This is a genomic window from Nostoc sp. NMS7, from assembly GCF_017115085.1.
Classification (GTDB): domain Bacteria; phylum Cyanobacteriota; class Cyanobacteriia; order Cyanobacteriales; family Nostocaceae; genus Nostoc.
This window is the reverse complement of the sequence record NZ_JABXKJ010000200.1, coordinates 12,057-32,712: the sequence shown is the minus strand read 5'-3', so window position 1 is coordinate 32,712 and position 20,656 is coordinate 12,057. Positions and strand designations below refer to the sequence as shown.

Genomic DNA, 20,656 nt, shown 5'->3' with positions numbered 1-20,656 from the left:
ACTTTCGTATATCTTGTCTTGGATGGCAATACCAGTTAGAGCAATCATAGAGCAACTCTTGAGAGTATTGTCTGGCATACTTCAAACTATACAGCAATTCTCATTACAATACCAATACCTTCGCCAATTTACGAGGGTGAATTGATGCAAGCTACCACATCTGCCGAAGTGCGATCGCATCTAATCCGCGCCATGCAACTAGACTTGGTGGGGCCAACCCTTGATGATAGGGCGGCACATTCCGATGGTTGGCTTGGGCGAAGGGCTGGGGGGTGGCTGATTCATCATCTAAATCTATATCTACATTATGAGTTCCATAGTTGATAAAAACTGTGATGCAGTTGACTACTGAAAAATCGCACAGAATAATTAGGATACAGCAACTTTGTGGAAAATACGAGTACTTGAATAAATAATGTATAAATAAGAGTGGTAAAGGGCGAATGGCACGCTTGTAAACATGAAACCGATGATATCAATTCTGTATGAAGATGCGCCAAAATAAAATGGATGTGTGCTAAATGTTAGTGTTATGACTAAGCTGATCTTAATTACAGGCATAAGCAAAGGTCTAGGTTATGCAATGACCGAAGGTTTTATTCAAGCGGGACATACTGTTATTGGTTGCGCTCGTTCATCAGATGCTATTGATAAAATACGCCAAAAGTTTAGTGCGCCCAACGATTTCACATCTGTAGACGTGGCAAATGAACAGCTTGTAGAAAAATGGGCCCAAGACGTACTTCAAAAATATGAACCGCCAGATATAGTAATTAATAATGCGGCAATTATTAATTACCCAGCACCTTTGTGGGAAATACCATCCGAAGAATTTTCTGATCTAATAGATATCAATATCAAAGGAGTAGTGAATATAATTCGCCATTTTTTACCAGCAATGGTGAAAAACAAACGGGGTATTATTGTTAACTTTAGTTCTGGTTGGGGACGTTCTACTTCAGCTCAAGTTGCACCATACTGTGCTTCTAAGTGGGCAATAGAAGGATTAACTCGTTCTTTGGCACAAGAATTGCCGACTGGTATGGCAGCCATACCTCTCAATCCAGGTATCATTCATACTGATATGCTCTCAATTAGCTTTGGAGAAGAAGCTGCTAATTATACAACCGTGTCCGATTGGGTATTGAAAGCTGTGCCATTTATTCTCAAGTTAAAACCCAAAGATAACGGTATTCCCTTGACTGTACATTAAAGAGTGAATCTCAATTGCGTAGGCGTAGCCCGTCGTAGACATCGTTGCTATTATCTGCCGACAGTTGAATTATTTCAGAAAAAGGTGAATACTTAACCGCACTGAAAATTTACTACACCTCGCACCTAAAAGCCATAAAAATAATGGATTTGCCCTTATCAAGCGTGCCATTTAGATATGAACTTTAACAAAGTTTAGGGGTTTAAGTCCCCTGCTTCTTAAGCAGAACGTTTTGGGTCGGGGTCTAAATCCCCGGACGCTCGCAGACTCGCTACCGCTTCGCTAACACAAAACTTACTTCCGACTTCCGACTTCCGACTTCGTTTAATGCTTAACTGACAAAATTAGCTGTGTTTACCTGCACTAATCTATACTCTGATTAACGTGTCATTCAAATTCCTATGAGCTGCGAACATTTAGACAATCTGACTACGGAAACTCTGATTTCTAAAGCAAACTACCCAGTATTTCGTTGTGAAGAGTGTATTCTAATAAACAGTCGCTGGGTGCATCTCCGTATTTGTCAAAGTTGCGGCAAGATGCTGTGCAGGGAAACTTCTGTTCATCAACATGCCCGACGGCATTACGAGGAAACTGGACATTCAGTAATTAGCTCGGCTGAGTTAGGAGAACAGTGGTTATGGTGTTTTTTGGATGAGCAGGCAAAAAACTATTAAAGTGAGGCGAACACAGGATCAAAAGAGTGCAGAGGAACTGAAGACACTGCGCGAAGGTAAACCGCTACTTGATTCTTGTTCCTTTTCCCCTTTCTTAATAAAAGGTAATAATGCTAGATTTCCTTTATTTGCAGGGTGATTTATGAACCGAATCGACTGCGAAACTTTGACTGCTTCTTGGGGAGTAACGTTACTGCAATTAGACAATTCTGGCATTACTCCCGTACCAACAAATCTGTAAAAGGGGCCATTTTGCTCTCCCCACCACTGCGATAACAAAAAAAGATCCGTTGACCAGCCGCGATTGGTTCTGTAGACGAGGATTTGTCGAGAGGCGTTGATAGTTTGTTACTGTAATCTCCAAAAGCTAGCAACTGGTGAGGTGGGCTTATCGAAAGCTACAGTCACCGCTTTTAAGTTCAGCTAAAAAAATGGTCTTAGGCAAGTGTGCATTCGCTGAAGACTTGATCGGTATCGCATTGGTGAAGCCAATTCATCTCAAAACTTTCCACCCTACCATAAAATAATTCTGCAAGAGGTCTATTAATTACGTTGGTCACTTGAGAAATATGTATAAATAATTACGATAGGAGCACTAACTATCAAGACTAAAACTGATGGCGCTAGAGGTATCCAGACTCCTTGAAGCAACAGACCAAAGGATACACCATATAAAACGCAAACAGTTGCCACTCCTACCAATCCCACTCTTAACCATGACCGAAATTGCCAAACAATTATGCCTCCAATTAACGACCAACCCCATACCCAAATAAATTCACCCCACTTTGGTAACATCCACAATAGTGGACGATTATCTAAAACTGCACTGAGAATCTGACTCACCATCTGTGCTTGAAGCATTACCCCTGGCATCTGATTATACGACCACTGACTGGCGCTATATGGTGTAGACCAATAATCATGAAAACTTTCAGCACTTGTACCAATGAGAACGATCCGATTCTTCACTAAATCAGAAGTGAGTTTATTGTTCAAAACATCTGCTAAAGTTACTTGTGTAGCAGCTTGATGGGAAGAGCGATAATTAAGTAGCACTTGATGACCTAGATTATCGATTCTGTGATAACCGCCGCTATTTGACTCTAAGTTTTTAAAGACAACATTCCCAAACTGCCAGTTTTTTTCTGTGGTTAGTTTGGACTGAATACCAAGAGCAAGCAAGTAACGATTTGCTAATTGAAAGCTAAAAGATTTATCAACGTTGCAGGGCGATGCAGGAGCCATAGCCAATATTTGACGGCGGATAATGCCATCGGGATCGGGTATAACGTCACTAAAACCCAAGTTTTGTTTGGGAACTTCAGGGGGTGGCGAAACACCACTGTTTTTGTTTTCCTCACTAACTTCGCAGATTGCAAAAAAATGATCGCTTGTTTGCATGAGTCTAGACAAATTCTTATACTTTTCTCCTACGTGATTCTCTCGATAGATATCTAAGCCAATGACTCGTGGTTGAAACTGCTCTAATTTTTCTACAACTTGAGCTAGGGCGCGGTCTGATAGTGAAGCTCCACCTCTTTCTTTGGCTGGTTGCGATCGCACATCAGCTTCAGTGACGGTAACGACTAAAATACGTGGATCTTGTCCTTCATCAGGTCGCGATCGCATCATTGCATCAAAAGCTATAAGCTCCCATGACTGCAATATGCCCACGGAGCGCATCCCCATTATCAAGGCAGTCGTAACTATACTGACTTTGAAAATTGTCCCAATAATATTTCGGCTGTGCCAGCTAGTAAGTTTAGAGTCTACTTTGTTCGCCAACACCAACGACATCGCCGTTGGATTTTGACAGATCACTGGTAGCCAACTAGCACAGGGAAAGCTGCTTTCTAGACCCTGCAACTTTTCTATAGCTTCCCGCATCGCCAAATGGCAAGATTCTCCATTAGCAAAAGCCTCTAGAAAGTGCTTTAAAAATTCTTGAGCAACCCGATCTGGTACGACTTCCCGCATCACAATCATTTGGGGAATGTGCAGCGATGCCAATTGTCGTACTAATCCTAGTCCATCACAGCAGTTAAAAATTGCCAATTGTAAACCCCTAGCGATCGCTGCTTTCAATCCATTTTTTAACTGAGAAATTGTTAAACTATCAGTTTGATTGATATAAATTTGACCTATTTCACCATCAGCTTGACTCGAACCATGTCCGGCAAAAAAGAGAATATCCCAGCCTTTCTTGTCCCAAAGCCATTGATCTAAATCCCTGCGCTGTGGCTCAACCAGAAAAACAGTCTCCGTTTCTGGTAATTGTTCAAGTATTGCCCGGTCTTGTTGAATATCAATTCCTTCACTATTACCAAGAATCGCTAATATTCTAATTTTACTTGTAGTAGGTTTACGTAATGGTTTAACTTCATCTACTTCAGGAGCGCTTAAACCAAATACTGCCTTATGGTAATCCTCAAAGAAATCCCATAAATGCCAAGGTAGCCGACGAACTTGGTCATCTTCCGTTTCTAGAATGACCCGAATTTCTTCATGAGGATTTAACTTAGTGCGTAATTTCTGGTCAATGTTGCGAAATAGCTCAGATTTCAGCCAAACATTAATTTCATTTTGTAAGTTGTCACATAAATTACTAAACTCAACAGAGGAAATATTAGTTATATCTTCTGTATCAATTTCAATACTTGCATCGTTTGCCATATTTCTATGCCAACGTTGACCAGGGAAAAGAGTCTCATGCAGCAACAAATAGAGCAACTGCCAACGTCTATAGAGTTCTATAACTTCTGGAGCCGCAGGCAAGCTACCTGTAAATTGTATCGGTATAGGGTTGCTATAGTTGTACAACTGTGCTGTAACGGTAGCAAATCCCTGCTTCAAGTTACCCTTTCCTAAGTTCAACACGACTAATTTAGTCATGGCTATCAGTCATCAAGTGCTTCCAGTAGAAAATCTTCTTTTATACTGACATTATCCTGAGCAACTTGTATACTAAAGCGAATTCCAGGAAAAGATTTAAATTTTTTGAGTTGAATATAATGATCGTGACTTCTGGAAATGACTTCCTGAAGAATTGTCCCTGTTTGTGAAAGCAAAATTAGTCTGAGATTAGGTATTAAGTAAGGTTCTCCATTTGCTGGATGTAACTGTACGCGCAGACCGATTTTGCCATCAACCTCTGTTTTAAGGCCAATTAACAACACAACTGCACTACCCCCAAGTTCCATCCCTAAATCAATTAGCTTGGCTCGTTTAACATATCCCTCATTCAACTCAAAATCACTTCTGAATTGCACAGCTAAAGTTTTTTGTTGTGGTGATAACAAAGTATCCAAATTTTGCCAACCCACACTAAAGATATTTTGAAACCATAAACTCAAGTTACTATCTACAGAGTAGCTGGCTTCAACTTGATTATTCTTTTGCTTTTCCACCCTTCTCTGATAAAGGTACTGCCGAAATTCATCCACCGCCAAAAATGCCCCCCACAGATCAAAGGGGACATTAAGTCTCGGCGAAGAAAAAGTCCACTTATTTAATTGTTCTAGTAATTGCTCTGCTTGCGCTTTTGACAAAGTGGCTAAAGATTTAATCTCTGGTATCTTGGGAGGACAAAGTTCTTGTGCTACCCACATCACATTTAAGTCTGCAATCAAATACTCTACATCTAAACAATAAGTTCGATCCGTTGGATCATAAATAGCTTGCTCCCGAATTTGTTGATAGTTAGTATAACCCGATATCCGCAGCCAACCTTCTTCTAGGTTTAATTGCACCGCTAGATAGTAATGGGCTGACCAACTAGGAATATCAATCCATTCTTGAGGAATCCGAAACTCTGCAAAGGAACTTTTATCGCTGGGAATTAACGCTAATCGAGTCTCACCTAGAGTTAACACAGAGCCATTTACGAATTCCCAAATACTCGGTAATTCAGCTTTTTTAAAGCATAATCTAGGCATTACTTGCAAATCTGGGTCTTCTTGCAACCAATTTAAAAAAACATTTAAAGATAAATGATTTAGGTAAGCATTCCAGCGAGCAGCTGTGTTTGAGTAAGACTCTTGCATCGTTTCCTGCCATGCAGTTTCTTGCTCTTGGTTTGATATATCTAAACATAAATGCTCAGAATAGATTAAAGTCAAATCATTTAAGCCAATTATCATAATATTAATTCCTAATCCTAATTAAAATTTTATCTTGTAGCCATTCATCTACAAAATTAGCTAGTTTATTGCTGGCTACCACTAAAGAATTTTTAGGTAAACCCATATCTATTTCTAGTTGGTACATAAAAGCTTCTCTCAAATTTTCATTTACTTCATTTCTACTAAGAGATAGATAGAAAGTTGGATGTACCAACTTTCTATCTATTTTTTCTTGGTCTGTCAACCCCAATTCCAAAACACCTATTTTATCTTCAATCTGCCATTGTTGAGTAATTTTATCTAAAGCAGATTTACAGATTTTCTGACAGTGTACCTGTAAGCATTCATCCAATGATTCTTTGAGAATTTCGATATCTTTTTCTTCATTCAAACAAATTTCAGGATAAACTTTCTGAGATTCTTTAATAAAGTCTTTTAATAGTATTTTGTTATATCTTGCTAACTGTCTAGCTACTTGATATTGTTTCTGAAGTTCAGGATATTTATTTTTTAAAACTGCTGCCATCTCAGTTTGAGTTAAGTTTAATCCCAGCCACAGTATTAACATTATTTGGTTAGTCTCTGAGATAGTTGAAAATAAGCTTGAAATAAGTGAGCTTACTTGCTGCCATTCTTCTTCTTGAACAAGGTTATCTAAGGCAGTATAGCGGCTATCAGTTAAGTTTTCGTAGTTTTCTAAAGGCTGAAAAGACTTTGTTCGGTAATCACGAGCAGCTTGGATACAAATTTCTAATATTTCTTGAATTCTATCCTTTGAAACTGGTGCTTCCATAAATCCTAATTGATTACAGCGTTCATTATATAATGATGCAATTGCCTGAAAACATTCGTCGCTAGGTGTTTCTAAACTACGACTTCCTTGCCTTTGGTTCGGTTGATAAATTTGCTCTAAGCATTGCCAAGTTAGACAATATAAGCTAATACGGTTCTGATTTATTCCTTTTATAGTTAAAGCTTCCTGCATCTCTTTTTTAGTCAAATCTTTTAAAAGACCGTAGTTAGAAAATTTTTCTCTTTTACCTTCTAAGTCTTTCTGATAAATGGTATTACTAATAAAACGGATAATATATGTTTTCGCATAACCTTCTATATTGCTTTGAGAATAGTTTAAATTGAAATTTTTGAAAAGTTTAGCTGGAGGAAAGATAGCAGAATTAGCTATTTGAAAGTATTCTTCTAATGGATATTTATGCTGGATAAATTTAAATCTTTGATAGCTTTTTCTAGCTGCCCAAAGACAAGCTTCCTGTAAGTATGCAGACAAATGTTTCTCTGCTCTGGAAGAAGACTTTGATATTTTTTCTGCCGATGATATAGAAACACGAACCTTTTGCTTATCCTCCGTTTGAGAACAAATTTTAAGTAAATCTTCCTGTGATACCTCTCTAACAATTTTCAGAAAATAACGTGCCCAATATTCTTCTTTAGCATCTGGCTCTAACTGCGTTAAAGAACTTATATTCCGTTCTAGGTCTACATCAACTTGCCAAACAAAATTAAAATTTTTGTGGTCATTTCTTAAGCTGAGGAAACTTGAGAATTGTTGGATGATCCCTTCACGTTTTTTCATAATTTGTTCTGCGTTTTACATAAATTAATCAAAGAAATTTTTAATATTATCTGAAATAACTTTTTAAAATATATCGTTTTTATATAGTCAGAGTCATAAAGGAAAGGTTAAAATCAATCTGAGATTAGAGCATGGCGATCGCATCATGTCAACAAAAGTAATAGATTCTCAATAGAGTCTAAATTAATCTCATTAACTTATACTTATTGCCAGAGGTTTCGCCATCACCGTTAGTAAGTTTTGTCTGCGACACGCTACGTGTTGCTTGCTTCCGTGTAGAGGTACGAGGGTAACAGCCTGTTGTAGCCATCACTTTGAGTTCTGCAAACTAAACCAAGCGAGAAATACTGATTATGAGCGTTGCTTCTTAATCTTGGCCGTGGTCAAGAGTAATTTAGATGTGTTCGCTCTGGAAATTCAGAGTAAAACTGTTGTAATTGACTGTTTGGACAGAAGTTCAACTCCGTTTATTATACCTCTATACTTCTAATGGGTATTAAATAAATCAATTTATGCAATTTTTATTTGAAAATTGCATAAATTATCTATGTGATTTTAAATGGTCGTATCCCGGTTTGCTGCCAAGTTGTAACTATCAGACAGGATAGGTGAAGACGAGCGCATTTACTGATCTATCAGCTGCCACGCTCTCTCTCTTAAAAATTACAGCGCTTCCGGCTATTATGCAATACAGTTTTTCTCCTTGCCCTCTCTTATCAAACCTTTCAGATTTGAGGATGTACCTCATAGCTGCCGAAAGTGCTGTATCGAACAGAATTCACAGATGCATAATTTGATTTCTGTTATACCCATTTAATATATAGAAGTAAAAAATTCTTATCTGAATTTCCGTTTGACAAGATTCTATTTTTCTGAGCTTGACACCAATGGCAAGATTGTCAATAATTTGAGGATATTGAGTATTTATATCTGACTATGAAACTAAAAAATCTACAGAAAATGTTTTCTCTCTCTCAAAGTAAATTTACGATCGCTCTACTTTTGGGACTGTTTAGCTGTACTAGTTATCCTTTAATATTGATAGCAAAGTCTCAGCAGCCAACTAGCAGTGGTAATCAACCACCACAAGACGGATCGAGTAGAGGTAGACCTACTCAACGAGGAGGAGCAGGTAGCCGTGGTAACTGTCCATCTGTGGAAGTACCACTTATAGCCTTAATACCTGAAAAAACAGTAAGCTCAGTTGTTGAAGCGAATCCCACCTTTTGGGTGTTTTTACCCTATCAACTTAAAGATGTACCTAGCGGAGAATTTGTCTTGCAAGATGAAGCAAACAACGACATTTATCGGGCTTCTTTTACCCTACCTGAAATACCAGGTATTGTTAGCTTTGCTTTACCATCAGCCGCACCGCTAGAAGTTAATAAAAGATACCAGTGGTACTTTAAAGTTTATTGTAATCAACAAAAATTCGACTCTGTATTTGTGCGCGGATGGGTACAACGTATAGCACTAAAGTCTGACTTGGAAAGGCAGTTAAAAACAGCTACCACAATACGCGATCGCATTCAACTATATACCCAAAATGGTATTTGGTACTCAGCCCTGACAGAGTTAGCAAAACTCCGCCTTGCTGAACCAAAAAATGCCACTCTAGCCAATGAATGGGCTAGTCTACTGAGAAATATTGATCTAGAAAATTTGTCCCAAAAACCTCTTGTGGGAGAAGTAAAAATTAAACAATAGTGGCGCACAGATGCCCCTACTAATTGTTCCTTGTGCTTTTTAAAGCCAGTTTCCGACCAAAATGTATGGTGCCCATAAATAAGGAATTTCATAATCAGTCAATAGCTGAATTTGAGCGCGACGAACAGCTTCAGCTTTAGTTACTTTACTATTTTCTAATTCTTGATAAAACTGACTCATAAATTGAGCAGTAGACTTATCATCTACCGCCCACAAAGTTGCTAAGGTACTCCGAGCGCCTGCACGGACTGCTATACCAGCAAGTCCTAAAGTAGCTCGTTTGTCTCCTTGAGCAGTTTCACAAGCACTTAAAACAAGTAGTTCAATAGCGCTAGATTCTCTTAGTCCACTGAGCCGAATTAAATTATCAAAATCCTTAGCTTTTAATAGTTGTTCCCAAGTTAAAATAAATGTTTTATCGGCATTAGAACTAAACTCGCCATGAGTTGCTATGTGAACTACTGTATATGGTATTTTTTTAATTTGATTCTGTAAATTGATTTTGGTAAAGGCTTGATTAAATAGTTCTGCATTTCTAGGTATAGCTGATTGGATTTGTTGTAATTCAACTTCTACATTCTTGAGTTTAGCAAATGAACGTCCTTCAATTTGGCGTTGCTCACTTACCCCGGCAATTAATCCATTTATCTGCACTTTTTGTAAAGATTTTGGTTCAACTAATTGTAAACCTGGAGCTAAGGATATAGCATATTTTTGAATTAAATATTTTTGGTGTTTCTGATCGTATAAAACCGCCATTGGAATATTTCGTAAGTCACCATCTAGTACAAATACTAGGGTTTTTATATTCATTCTTTCTAATTCAATTTCTAAAGGTTGAATTAACCAATTATAAACCTGTTGAGATAACTTCTTGACATCGTTTATCCTGTCTGGTTCTCTCAAATATTTTTGTAATTTTTCTAAAATAATTTCAACATCTCTGGATGTTTTATTAATTGTGTAATGAGATAATTCAGTTTGATTTGGTAACTTAAGAATAATGTCTAGATGGTCTGCCAAAATAATCGGATAAATTACTGCTGCGGTGCCATCCGTTTTATCAACTACCTCATCAATTTGTTCGGGTACGCCTTTTAAACAAGCTTCTCGGAAGAAGTTTTCTAGTTCAGCTAGTTGGAGTGTTTCAAGTATGCCGCGAGTTTGCTTTAAATTTTTTTGACTAATGCTTTCTTTTGAACTAACTGTAGATGAAGGTTGCAAAAGTAAATCAACTAATTGTCGGTAAAGGGGTTCTATATTATCCCGAAAGGAAAACTGTACATCTGGATTGAGAGTAATTAAATCATTGCGTAAATATTTGAGAGTATTTACCGCTTCAGTGTAGTTAGCGATCGCTCCAGTCACATCTCCTTGTATTCTAAGTATGTACCCTAGTTGCCACTGCCACAAATAACCTATATCCCCAGCTTTTATCGCTTGGGCTACCATTAAAGCTTCCTGTGTCAGTTTTTGAGCATTAGATATATCCTGGTTTTCTAGATATAATCCACCCAATGCGCCTAAACCATAAGCAACTGAACGCTCATCATCCATGCTTCTAGCTTGCTGTACAGATGTCGCTAAAATTTGAGCAATTTCTTTCCATGAAGAAATGTCTGTGTTGGTAGCTTGTTTCAAGCACACCAAGTTCTGAGCAAAATTAATTTGTGCGTAATTTGCTGTGTGACTTGGGGGGATTTTAGCTAGCTTTACTTGAATTTGGGAAGATAATTTCTTAGCTTGTGACCATTGTTGAAGTTTTAACAATACACTTAAATGATTGAGTTCGGCTTGGATTTGTGAAAGTGGTGAGGTTGCTGTGGTGACAGCTTCTTCATAGAATTGCGCTGCTTGTTGATAAAATTTGAGAGATTCTGTAGAGACAGGTCTATTTATACAATGTAACGGAGTATAGTTTTCAAAACTGATATTGTCTTGCTGCGAGATTTGTCTATTACCTAAAGCAAGTGCGGTATTACCTAAACTCAGCAGCGTAGCACTGATTTCTGAAGGAGATTGTAATTTTTTGGCGATGTCTCGGCTTTGTTGTAAAACCTTAAAGGATGGTTCTAAATCACCGACTAATTGCAGAACATCACCAAAGCTGCGTAAAGCAGTAGCTTTAACAAGTGAGTTTGGTTGCTGTTTAAGACGTGGTTGTAACTCTTCTAAGGTGGTGCGAGCTTGACGGTAAAGCCCTAATGCTTGCTCTGCCATACTTTGGTTAATCAAACTACGGGTGATACCAACTTCATCACCTGCTTGAGCATAGGTATTAGCAGATTGCTTCCATGAGTCTAAAGCTTGTTCAGTTCTGCCTAGTTCTAATTGCAGATTTCCTTGAATATCTAGGGTTTGTGCCAAGATTATTGCAAAGTTCTGAGTTTTGAGTTGTGAATTTTTTAAGAGGTTGAGACTTTGTGTAATTGTAGCTTCTGCTTTTTTCCACTGTCCAAGTTGCTTAAAGACTAACGAAAGATTGCTTAACGCCATTGCCTTTCCTAGTTCGTTTTTTTGCAGATTAAAAGCATCTGTTGCTTGTTGCAAAATTATTACTGCTTCAGATAACTGTCCAGTTTCATAGAGTTTTCGGCCTTGTTCAACCAATAGTTGAGCATTTGGTTGCGTCTGGGTAAATTCAGAGAAGGCAGGAGTTGAAATTCCCCAAACGCTTAATAAGGTAGCCAAAACAGCTATTGTAATTCTTCTTAACCACTTCCTAAAATAAAGGCGACTTTTGCAAGTCACGATCATACTTCTGAGAAAGTGCTGTACTACAAAGAAAAATCGAAATCTTTTTTTTGTCATTGACTCTGCCTCCTTCTTATCTAACAAAGCAATGAAAGCTAGAGTATTACCAATATAATACTTTTTTTAATTGAACCATATTCAACAGTATTCTCAATTTATAATATAAATTTTTTTCCTCTTGTTGACATGGATATCAATTGTCAGATGCAATTACAGCAGAATTTAGGAGTAAAACGGGCTTAATGCCTCGCTACCAGACCTAGATTGTGTACTCAATCAACTTGAAATACGTAATATCATACTTTTAGTTGGTATTGTGCAATAATATACTTTTTTTAATATTTTGATAAAATCAGACTGTTAATTTTAAAAATTTTCTTGAATCAAGCCGTTTGATTTTTTATCCCTATCTGCATAATATTGATTCGCTTACACCCATAAAGATATAGAAGTAAAGTTTCACATCATCAAGATAAACAGTATATGTCAATAGCTTCTAGCATTAAGCAAAATAATTCTCGTGAATTCGTGAACAGTACTACAACTAATGCCCTGGATGATGGTACAAAAAGAAGTAGGGAATTAGTCTTTGATGAAAAATATTTCCGCTCTAGTGCTTTGAAATTGGCTCAACAAGGACAATATAGTAAGGCGATCGCATTGTTTAGCCAACTAATTGACTATGATTCTAATAACGCTATTGATTTTAACAACCGGGGGCTAATCTATTTAAAAATTGGTGAAAAACAAAAAGCTTTTTGTGACTATAACACTGCTCTACAACTTAATCCTAGATTAACGGGTGCTTATAACAATCGAGCAAATTATTATGTTGTTTGCGGAAATTTAGCAGCAGCGATCGCCGACTACGACCGGGCAATTGATTTAAATCCTAGCTATGTTCGAGCTTGGATTAATCGAGGCATTACCTTACGTGACTTATGGCAATACGAAGAAGCTATTGATAATTTTGAGATGGCGCTATTTTTCGGGCAACTAGAAGCTTACATTTGGGCTGAATATGGCAGAACTTATCATCTCTGGGGTGATTGGAATTGTGCGATCGCTGCTTATAATCGTGCTTTTTCACTATTATTGTTTCTCGATCAGAGAAAAAATGTTTTTGGTTATTCCTTGCGCTCACAACTTGAAAGTTGGTTACACGATATGAGCTTCTCCTATACTTGAGTCCAGGAAAAAACAACTTGCATTATTTTTGAATAGCGGCGGCTTGAGATGGACAAGCTACGATAGGCAAATCCCCGGTGGAGGCGATCGCAGAATTAAAAGTATTGGTATAAGTAGGTATAGGTGCAAAAGCTGTTAGCTCCACTGTGCCAGACTTGTTAATTACCCAACCAGTAGCTTCCACAATAGTCGGGCTGATTTGCGGAACTTCTAATTTAGGGCTTTTACTCTTCCCTAAGTGTGAATTCTCCCCTACACTTGTATTCCTTTGTTCTTGAGAATTCAATGTCACCCAATTAACAGTTGCAGTTTGATTAGTGCGAAGCGCTTGGGTTGGTAGAGGTGGCAAACCTCCGCGTCCGGTGATGGTAAACGAATTACCTTTATTTGCTGGACAGCCTTGAGCAATCAAACCAGACCGATCTACAAAATCAGTTGGCAGTTGGACTAATCCATTGTTAGGGTTTAAGACTGTGTTGACTTGCACTGTACCATTCAACTGCTGATTTTTGCCTGTGGCAGTGATATCGCTGTCTAGGGTGGGTGCATCACGGGATTGAGTGCCAAATATCCCAGTAGCGTTGATTTTCACATTCCCGCCCCGAAAGTCAGTAGAATTGGCACTGATATCGCTATTAGCAAATGCGACTAAAACATCGGTGTCAATGTTGATATTGCCACCAATAACATTTTCTCCATTGGCATTAGTAGTAATGTTGCTGCCACGAAGCAGTATCAAGTCTTTGGAGCGCAGATTGATAGTAGCTTGCTCAATATTCGGGTCAGTATTGACAGCTTGGGTATTAGCATTGAGAGCAGCGTTGTTGTTTAAACGAATAGAGCCAGCATTAATAGTCAAATTACCTGCAATTCCTGAACCTTGGCTTCTGACTGTTACTATCGCCCTATCTTGAACGAGTAATTTATCGGTATTAATCGTCAAGTTACCTGCATCTCCAGTTGATTGAGTAGAAGCAAACAAGCCACTGCTAAAGCTACTATCAGCAGAGGTACCAATCAGTTGCACATCTTGAGCAGTGACATTTAAAGAACCTCCCTTGCCGGCTCCAAATGTGCCAGCAGCCGCCTCTGCGCCATCACGTACAAGCAAATGTTGGGTATTAATTGTCAAGTTACCTGCATCTCCGGTTGAGTAAGCTACTGTAAACAAACGACTGAGATACTTACCATCAGCAGAAGTACCAATTAGTTGCACATCTGGGGCAGTGACAGTTAAAAAACCCCCCTTGCCTGCTCCCAATGTATTAGCACTCACCTCTGCGCCATCACGTACAAGCAAATGTTGAGTATTAATCGTCAAGTTACCTGCATCTCCGATTGATGTAGCATCGGCTTGAGTATATAAGCCACTGCCAAACCTACCATCAGCAGAGGTACCAATGACTTGCACATCTTGGGCAGTGACAGTTAAAGAACCCCCCTTGCCGGCTCCAAACGTGCCAGCAGCCGCCTGTGCGCCACCTTGTACGAGCAAATGTTGGGTATTAATCGTCAAGTTTCCTGCATTTCCTGTTGATACAGCATCTGCAAACAAGCCACTATTAATCTGACCATCAGCAGAAGTACCAATCAGTTGCACGTCTGGGGCAGTGACAGTTAAAGAACCCCCCTTGCCTGCTCCAAATGTGTCAGCACTCACCTGTCCGGCATCTTGCACAAGCAAATGTTGGGTATTAATCGTCAACTTTCCTGCATCTCCGGTTGATCGGGCTTGATTAAATAAGCCACTAACAGAGCTACCATCAGCAGAGATACCAATGACTTGCACATCTTGGGCAGTGACAGTTAAAGAACCCCCCTTGCCTGCTCCAAATGTGCCAGCACCCACCCCTGCGCCATCTTGCACAAGCAAATGTTGGGTATTGATTGTCAAGTTACCTGCATCTCCGGTTGATGTTGATTCGGCTTCAGTATATAAGCCACTGGCAGAGCTACCATCAGCAGAGATACCAATCAGTTGCACATCTTGGGCAGTGACAGTTAAAGAACCCCCCTTGCCTGCTCCAAATGTGCCAGCACCGACTTGTGCGCCATCTTTCACAAGCAAATCTTGGGTATTAATTGTCAAGTTACCTGCATCTCCGGTTGATTGAGCATTAATAAACAAGGTACTGGGAAACTGACCATCAACAGAAATACCAACTAACTCTACTAACTGTTGAGCGTTGACTACCAAATTTCCACCTTTTCCTGCTCCCAAAGTACTTGCTTCTATCTCTGAACCATCGCTGAGGGTGACACGCCGACCCTGCACTTGAATATCACCGCCACCTGCGCCACTGGCATCTACTGCTGAGAGTTGCGATAGTTGAATATTACCAAAGTTTTGCACTCCATCGTAGCTCAAGGAAAAACCTTTAGTTATCGGTGTGAGACTAACCAGACTGTTATCACCTACACTGCCCAACTCTATCCTTCCTCCTGCTGTTTTCAGTGTTGCTCCTTCTAAGAAAATATCACCACCCACCAACGCTAAAGTTTGATTCGCTGGCACTCGTAGCGCATCTGTTGTGTCAATCAATTCATCTGTAAGCCTTAAACCCTGACCATCGCCCTTAACCTGAATCGCTCCTGGATTTGCCCCGTATTGCAAACCTATTGGCACATTGATACTTAGTAGGGGTGCAGACTGAGGATTTGTAGCACTGAACTCAAAACCATTGGCAAATTTCAAGCTACTTGCAGTGCTGGCAACAAATGAACCGCCAATATCCAACCGTGCATTTTGACCAAATATAATTCCATTGGGATTTATCAAGAATAAGTTGGCTGTACCATTAGCACGAATTAACCCATCAATATTAGATATCGATTTACCTGTAACTCGACTAATAATATTTTGAATATTCAGACTATTGTTAAAATCGGCTGTACTTCCAGTGGGAACAGAAAACTCACTAAAGCTGTGGAATAAATTGCTTCCGGCAGTAGTTCCACCTTCAATTTTTATAGTGTTGCCAATTTTTTGGATATTAGAATTAATGGGTAGAGTAGTATCTGAAGTAATTTGAGCGTAGGCGTAGCCCGTCGTAGACATCGCACAAAGGGCACTGGTAAAGCCAATCGCACAATTACCAGTGCAAATTACTGCATCGTTAATGGCAATTTTTAACCATTTGAACAAGTTTAAATCTCTCATTGCTTCATAATTTTTCTTCAGTTTCAGGATTATTTACTTCACTTGAATAAACTTAAAATTCTTGTCACAAAAATTTCAAATTATTATATAAAATTGTTTGTTTACCTATTCTTTGTATGAGATAAATAGTAGCTAAATGTCTTATATTTTACATTTAACAGAGTTTATTTTATTTATTTAAGAGAGTTTATATCAAAGTTGTCAAAATTAATAGTATTACAAATAACAATGTAATAAAGCTTAAGCAATCGCCTCGCCTGTGCCCGAACTGCTGACGGTCACTTCTGCCTGGTTTTTAATGTTGAGGGTTCCTGTTTGGAGGTTTAAGTCCCCACCCTGACCACTGCCACCCCTACCTGCGGCAATGATTGAACCATTGCCTGTGAGAGGAATCGACTCCTGTGCGCTACGACGATGGGGAAAAAATTTTTATCACTAGCTGCATAATATTGATTTGCTCACACCCATAGATATATAGAAGTCAAGTTTCACATCATCAAGATAAACAATATATGTTAACGCAACCAACGATGCTCTTTTGTCTTATCTGGGAATGTTCACATCTAAAATTGGTTATAGCAGGAAACAGGCTTGAAAGTCACTTGGTGTAGGGGTTTTACGATCAATTGATGTCCTAACCTACCTGGTAACTGCTATATGTTTGACAAATCCTGAATGTATAGTAATTTCATATTCAATCAAGACTAGTTAGGCAGTACAAGAACCGAAGCAGCGATTATGTCTAAAAAGAAAGCGTTAACAGACTATCCGATTCATGAATTCCTCGCAGAACGCTGGAGTCCTTATGCCTTCCAGGATCGTCCGGTTTCACAAGCCGATCTCCGTTCATTATTCGAGGCGGCGCGGTGGTCAGCATCTTCCTACAACGAGCAACCTTGGAGCTATCTTGTTGCCACCCAGGAAAACCCTGACCATTTTCAACAACTCCTATCGTGTCTGGTGGAAGCAAACCAGATATGGGCGCAAAACGCTCCGGTTCTAGCTCTGGGCATTGCCAGCCTTAGATTTACTCGTAATAACCAAGAGAACAAGGCTGCTATTCACGACCTCGGACTTGCTAGTGGCAATCTTGTGGTAGAGGCAACGGCACGCGGAATTTGTGTCCATCAGATGATCGGTATCCTTCCCGACAAAGCACGCGATCTCTTTGACATACCTGAGGGTTTTGAGGCATGGACGGCTATGGCGATCGGATATCGAGGCGATCCCATAACACTCCCAGATGCTCTCAAGGAACGCGACCTATCACCAAGGCAACGCAAACCGCTAGATCAATTCGTATTCAGTGGTAAGTGGGGAAATCCTTCGTCACTACTGCTGAAGTGATACTACACGTTCCTATTATCTATTAAGGAGAAAACAGATGGCGACAACAAGTACAACTACTCTTGAACAGTTTTACTTTCGTATTATTACCGTTGTCAGTCTGACTTTACTAACAGCGACAGCAGCAAGTCCTGCTTTTGCCCGTTCCCCTAGTACTTTTCAAAATAGTTGCAGAAATACGAGTCTTAAATCAAATGTGCTTTCTGCTATTTGTAGAAAAAAAGATGGTGGAGAAAAGAAAACTGGTATTATTTTAAGAGGAATCAACAATCGAAATGGATTGTTAATAGATGATGGTGGAAATTCTCCTGCTTCTTTCCAAGCCAGTTGCTATAGCGCGGCGGTTATAGGTGACGAATTATTGGCTAACTGCTTTAAAATTAATCGAACAGAGGCGGTCTTTAACAGAATAAAAATTCAAGGAATCCGCAACGAAAATGGGAACTTGAAATATTAGAGTCGTTTTAACCAATATCTTTGGTGCAACTGAACTCAAAGTCATACTAATCAAGTTCATCAGTCGGCTGGCGATCGCTATTTCAAGGAGAGAAACTCATATTCTCACAACTAGCGATTCTCAAATATTTCGCAGGTTTCAACAGGAGGTTCACAAATGAAGATTTTTGTTGCAGGCGCAACGGGAGCGATCGGTCGTCCGTTAATCGCGCAACTGCTAGCCCAAGGACATGAAGTAGTTGCGTTGACACGTTCTCTAGAAAAAGCACAAACTTTAGCCGAACAAGGCGTGGAATTGGCGATTAGGCAGAGCCTACGCTTCGCGATCGCAGATGTATTCGATGCAGAAGCTGTTAAAGCTGCTGTTGTTCGCGCTCAACCGGAAGTAGTGATTGAACAACTCACCGCTCTACCCAAAACCTACACTGGTGAGTCGATGAGTGCTGCTGCACCACTCAACCAGCGTCTTCGTAAAGAAGGGGGTGCTAATGTGCTGGCGGCAGCGCAAGCAGCAGGCGTGCGCCGTTATTTGAGACAGTCGATCGCATTCTGGGCGATTCCCGGCGCAGGCTTGGCAGACGAAGAAACGCCACTAGCTTTTGATGCCTCGCCTGCGGTAGCAGCAGATGCTCACATAGTCACTGAAATCGAACGTCACTTACTCGAAGCGCCCAACCTGGAAGGGATTGCTCTGCGTTATGGCTTCCTTTACGGGCCCGGTACCTGGTTTGCCCCCGATGGCGATGTTGCCCAACAGGTGCGACAGCAACAGTTCCCAATCGTTGGAAATGGGGAAGGTGTATGGTCGTGGATTCATATTGAAGATGCAGCGATCGCTACAGTTGCGGCAGCAGAGCGAGGCAATCCTGGCATTTACCTGATTACGGACGATCGCCCCTTAGCGGTGCGCCAGTGGCTTTCTGCTTATGCCCAATGGCTTAATGCTCCACCACCTCCCCAGGTATCGGTTGAGGATGCTCTGCGAATTAGTGGTGCGGATGCTGTCTATTATGGTACTCAGATGCGAGGTGCATCAAATGCTTTGGCAAAACGCGAATTAAATTTTCAGCCTCGACCCTTGGAATGGATGGTTAACACCGCCGTGGCTCATGCCAGTTAAAAATTTAGGGGAGAAGAAAGATGAAGATTGCTCAATATGGAACAGCGATCGTGGCTATCCATGCGATCGTACACGGACTACATGGTTTAGCGCATGTGGAAATCCCAGTTCCCCTCTCAATACTTCAGAGTTTATTTGTGGGTATTGTGATTTATGCGATTCCCATCATTGCAGTCGTTTTACTTTGGACACAGTTTTACCGCATTGGTAGCTGGCTCTTGCTCTTTTCAATGGCAGCATCAGTCCTTTTTGGAATCTACAATCATTTGATCGTAATTAGTTCGGATCATGTTTCTCAAGTTTCCTTCGCAGGTTGGGGTCTGCTATTCCAAATCACAGCCATTCTGACATTAATTGTGGATGGATTCGGCTGTTGGATTGGCATCTGGGCATTGAAAACCACTCAGGAACCAGAAAAGGTTATATGAATTGTCTCGATCATTTTAACCCCGGTTGAGCGATGGCGCGGAGCGCCCGCTGGAAGCGATCGCATTTATTTCTCATAGAGGTTGATAAAAAATGTTTGATCTTGACCAAACTATTAAAGACCGCCACTCAACACGGAAATTCTTATCCCAACCAGTGCCACGGGCTTTGCTCGATCAAGCCCTCGCTCTAGCGCAGCTAGCACCATCGAATTCAAACATCCAGCCGTGGCGGTTGGTGTTTGCCCAAGGCGGACGCCGCGATCGCCTGCAAGAGGCTTTGCTAAACCAAGCCAAGCAGCAGCCCAACATCTCTCCTCTGCCTTCTGCCTTCCAGCATTACCGCCAGGAACTGGGAACGCAAGTCTACGGGGCGATGGGGATTACTCGTGACGATCAAGCGAACAGACAGTTGTCCGTTCTGCGTAATTACGAATTTTTTGGCGCACCAATGGTTGCTATTGTCTGTATGCACCAAGATTTGGGGGTTGCCGATGCTTTAAGTGTGGGAATGTATTTACAAACGCTGGTGTTGTGCCTAACCGCTCGCGGCATTGGCACTTGCGTAGAGGTTTCGCTAGCGGATTATCCCGAAATCATCCGCAACGAGTTGAACATTCCACCGGAATTATTGATCATTTGTGGTTTAGCCGTTGGCTATTCCGATCCTGATTTTCCCGCTAATCATCTGCATATAAGCCGTGAGTCCCTTGAGAAAAATATCTCGTTTCTCGACGATTGACAAAAGGCTGGATTTTTTTTCTACTAGACGCTAAACACAAGTGCAAAAGAGTATCTGCGTTCCTAATGCCATTAATGAACGATCTTTGTTGAAGTTTTTTATTTACAAGAAATTAAAGATGAAGATTGCTCAATATGGTTTAAAAATTCTTT

General features: G+C 40.2%; 15 protein-coding genes. 10 read left to right on the top strand and 5 right to left on the bottom strand.

Annotated elements, in window-relative coordinates; translation table 11 throughout:
- Nucleotides 1-144: 144 nt before the first annotated feature.
- The 3 genes from HWQ38_RS22450 (at nucleotide 145) to HWQ38_RS22440 (ending at nucleotide 1,890) form a co-directional block, all read left to right on the top strand.
- Nucleotides 145-324, top strand: coding sequence for a hypothetical protein (locus HWQ38_RS22450; RefSeq protein WP_292797969.1), 180 nt, complete (start codon nucleotides 145-147; stop codon nucleotides 322-324).
- Between the two features lie 208 nt (nucleotides 325-532).
- On the top strand, nucleotides 533-1,213 hold the full coding sequence (locus HWQ38_RS22445) for an SDR family oxidoreductase (protein ID WP_292797966.1): 681 nt from the start codon (nucleotides 533-535) through the stop codon (nucleotides 1,211-1,213).
- 401 nt (nucleotides 1,214-1,614) lie between these two features.
- Nucleotides 1,615-1,890, top strand: coding sequence for a UBP-type zinc finger domain-containing protein (locus HWQ38_RS22440; protein WP_292797964.1), 276 nt, complete (start codon nucleotides 1,615-1,617; stop codon nucleotides 1,888-1,890).
- 543 nt (nucleotides 1,891-2,433) lie between these two features.
- Here HWQ38_RS22440 and HWQ38_RS22435 read toward each other — a convergent pair.
- From HWQ38_RS22435 to HWQ38_RS22425, 3 genes are read right to left on the bottom strand one after another with little or no spacing between them, the layout of a single operon-like run.
- Nucleotides 2,434-4,785: a CHASE2 domain-containing protein gene (locus tag HWQ38_RS22435; RefSeq protein ID WP_292797961.1), complete on the bottom strand. Its 2,352-nt coding sequence runs from the start codon at nucleotides 4,783-4,785 to the stop codon at nucleotides 2,434-2,436.
- 5 nt (nucleotides 4,786-4,790) lie between these two features.
- Nucleotides 4,791-6,032, bottom strand: coding sequence for a DUF1822 family protein (locus HWQ38_RS22430; protein ID WP_292797959.1), 1,242 nt, complete (start codon nucleotides 6,030-6,032; stop codon nucleotides 4,791-4,793).
- A gap of 4 nt (nucleotides 6,033-6,036) precedes the next feature.
- Nucleotides 6,037-7,605, bottom strand: coding sequence for a sigma-70 family RNA polymerase sigma factor (locus HWQ38_RS22425; protein ID WP_292797957.1), 1,569 nt, complete (start codon nucleotides 7,603-7,605; stop codon nucleotides 6,037-6,039).
- Nucleotides 7,606-8,541: 936 nt separating this feature from the next.
- Here HWQ38_RS22425 and HWQ38_RS22420 point away from each other — a divergent pair.
- A complete protein-coding gene (locus HWQ38_RS22420) occupies nucleotides 8,542-9,312 on the top strand; it encodes a DUF928 domain-containing protein (protein ID WP_292797955.1) in 771 nt (256 codons plus the stop codon).
- Between the two features lie 39 nt (nucleotides 9,313-9,351).
- On the opposite strand, the gene HWQ38_RS22415 is transcribed toward HWQ38_RS22420, so the two are convergent.
- A complete protein-coding gene (locus HWQ38_RS22415) occupies nucleotides 9,352-12,123 on the bottom strand; it encodes a CHAT domain-containing protein (RefSeq protein ID WP_292797952.1) in 2,772 nt (923 codons plus the stop codon).
- 426 nt (nucleotides 12,124-12,549) lie between these two features.
- On the opposite strand from HWQ38_RS22415, the gene HWQ38_RS22410 reads away from it, so the two are divergent.
- Nucleotides 12,550-13,254, top strand: coding sequence for a tetratricopeptide repeat protein (locus HWQ38_RS22410; protein ID WP_292797949.1), 705 nt, complete (start codon nucleotides 12,550-12,552; stop codon nucleotides 13,252-13,254).
- 22 nt (nucleotides 13,255-13,276) lie between these two features.
- Here the strand turns inward: HWQ38_RS22410 and HWQ38_RS22405 are convergent, their stop codons facing one another.
- Complete coding sequence (locus HWQ38_RS22405) at nucleotides 13,277-16,414, bottom strand: S-layer family protein (RefSeq protein WP_292797946.1); 3,138 nt, start codon at nucleotides 16,412-16,414, stop codon at nucleotides 13,277-13,279.
- A gap of 738 nt (nucleotides 16,415-17,152) precedes the next feature.
- Between HWQ38_RS22405 and HWQ38_RS22400 the strand changes: the two genes are divergently transcribed.
- The 5 genes from HWQ38_RS22400 to HWQ38_RS22380 all read left to right on the top strand — a co-directional run bounded on the left by HWQ38_RS22400 (nucleotide 17,153) and on the right by HWQ38_RS22380 (nucleotide 20,504).
- Nucleotides 17,153-17,761, top strand: a complete 609-nt coding sequence (locus HWQ38_RS22400; protein ID WP_292797943.1) for a nitroreductase family protein — start codon at nucleotides 17,153-17,155, stop codon at nucleotides 17,759-17,761.
- A 37-nt stretch (nucleotides 17,762-17,798) separates the two neighbouring features.
- Nucleotides 17,799-18,218 (top strand): CVNH domain-containing protein, encoded by a 420-nt coding sequence (locus HWQ38_RS22395; RefSeq protein ID WP_292797940.1) that lies wholly within the window; start codon nucleotides 17,799-17,801, stop codon nucleotides 18,216-18,218.
- A gap of 156 nt (nucleotides 18,219-18,374) precedes the next feature.
- Complete coding sequence (locus tag HWQ38_RS22390) at nucleotides 18,375-19,337, top strand: NAD(P)-dependent oxidoreductase (protein WP_292797937.1); 963 nt, start codon at nucleotides 18,375-18,377, stop codon at nucleotides 19,335-19,337.
- A 20-nt stretch (nucleotides 19,338-19,357) separates the two neighbouring features.
- Nucleotides 19,358-19,765 (top strand): hypothetical protein, encoded by a 408-nt coding sequence (locus HWQ38_RS22385; protein ID WP_292797934.1) that lies wholly within the window; start codon nucleotides 19,358-19,360, stop codon nucleotides 19,763-19,765.
- Nucleotides 19,766-19,856: 91 nt separating this feature from the next.
- The gene (locus HWQ38_RS22380; RefSeq protein ID WP_292797931.1) at nucleotides 19,857-20,504 is read left to right on the top strand and encodes a nitroreductase; all 648 of its coding nucleotides are present in this window, start codon (nucleotides 19,857-19,859) and stop codon (nucleotides 20,502-20,504) included.
- Nucleotides 20,505-20,656: the final 152 nt, after the last annotated feature.

Excerpts from the sequence above, each read along its gene's own strand:
- HWQ38_RS22450 (WP_292797969.1), top strand. The coding sequence starts at position 145 with ATGCAAGCTACCACATCTGCCGAAGTGCGATCGCATCTAATCCGCGCC.
- HWQ38_RS22445 (WP_292797966.1), top strand. The coding sequence starts at position 533 with ATGACTAAGCTGATCTTAATTACAGGCATAAGCAAAGGTCTAGGTTAT.
- HWQ38_RS22440 (WP_292797964.1), top strand. The coding sequence starts at position 1,615 with ATGAGCTGCGAACATTTAGACAATCTGACTACGGAAACTCTGATTTCT.
- HWQ38_RS22435 (WP_292797961.1), bottom strand. The coding sequence starts at position 4,785 with ATGACTAAATTAGTCGTGTTGAACTTAGGAAAGGGTAACTTGAAGCAG.
- HWQ38_RS22430 (WP_292797959.1), bottom strand. The coding sequence starts at position 6,032 with ATGATAATTGGCTTAAATGATTTGACTTTAATCTATTCTGAGCATTTA.
- HWQ38_RS22425 (WP_292797957.1), bottom strand. The coding sequence starts at position 7,605 with ATGAAAAAACGTGAAGGGATCATCCAACAATTCTCAAGTTTCCTCAGC.
- HWQ38_RS22420 (WP_292797955.1), top strand. The coding sequence starts at position 8,542 with ATGAAACTAAAAAATCTACAGAAAATGTTTTCTCTCTCTCAAAGTAAA.
- HWQ38_RS22415 (WP_292797952.1), bottom strand. The coding sequence starts at position 12,123 with ATGACAAAAAAAAGATTTCGATTTTTCTTTGTAGTACAGCACTTTCTC.
- HWQ38_RS22410 (WP_292797949.1), top strand. The coding sequence starts at position 12,550 with ATGTCAATAGCTTCTAGCATTAAGCAAAATAATTCTCGTGAATTCGTG.
- HWQ38_RS22405 (WP_292797946.1), bottom strand. The coding sequence starts at position 16,414 with ATGAGAGATTTAAACTTGTTCAAATGGTTAAAAATTGCCATTAACGAT.
- HWQ38_RS22400 (WP_292797943.1), top strand. The coding sequence starts at position 17,153 with ATGTCTAAAAAGAAAGCGTTAACAGACTATCCGATTCATGAATTCCTC.
- HWQ38_RS22395 (WP_292797940.1), top strand. The coding sequence starts at position 17,799 with ATGGCGACAACAAGTACAACTACTCTTGAACAGTTTTACTTTCGTATT.
- HWQ38_RS22390 (WP_292797937.1), top strand. The coding sequence starts at position 18,375 with ATGAAGATTTTTGTTGCAGGCGCAACGGGAGCGATCGGTCGTCCGTTA.
- HWQ38_RS22385 (WP_292797934.1), top strand. The coding sequence starts at position 19,358 with ATGAAGATTGCTCAATATGGAACAGCGATCGTGGCTATCCATGCGATC.
- HWQ38_RS22380 (WP_292797931.1), top strand. The coding sequence starts at position 19,857 with ATGTTTGATCTTGACCAAACTATTAAAGACCGCCACTCAACACGGAAA.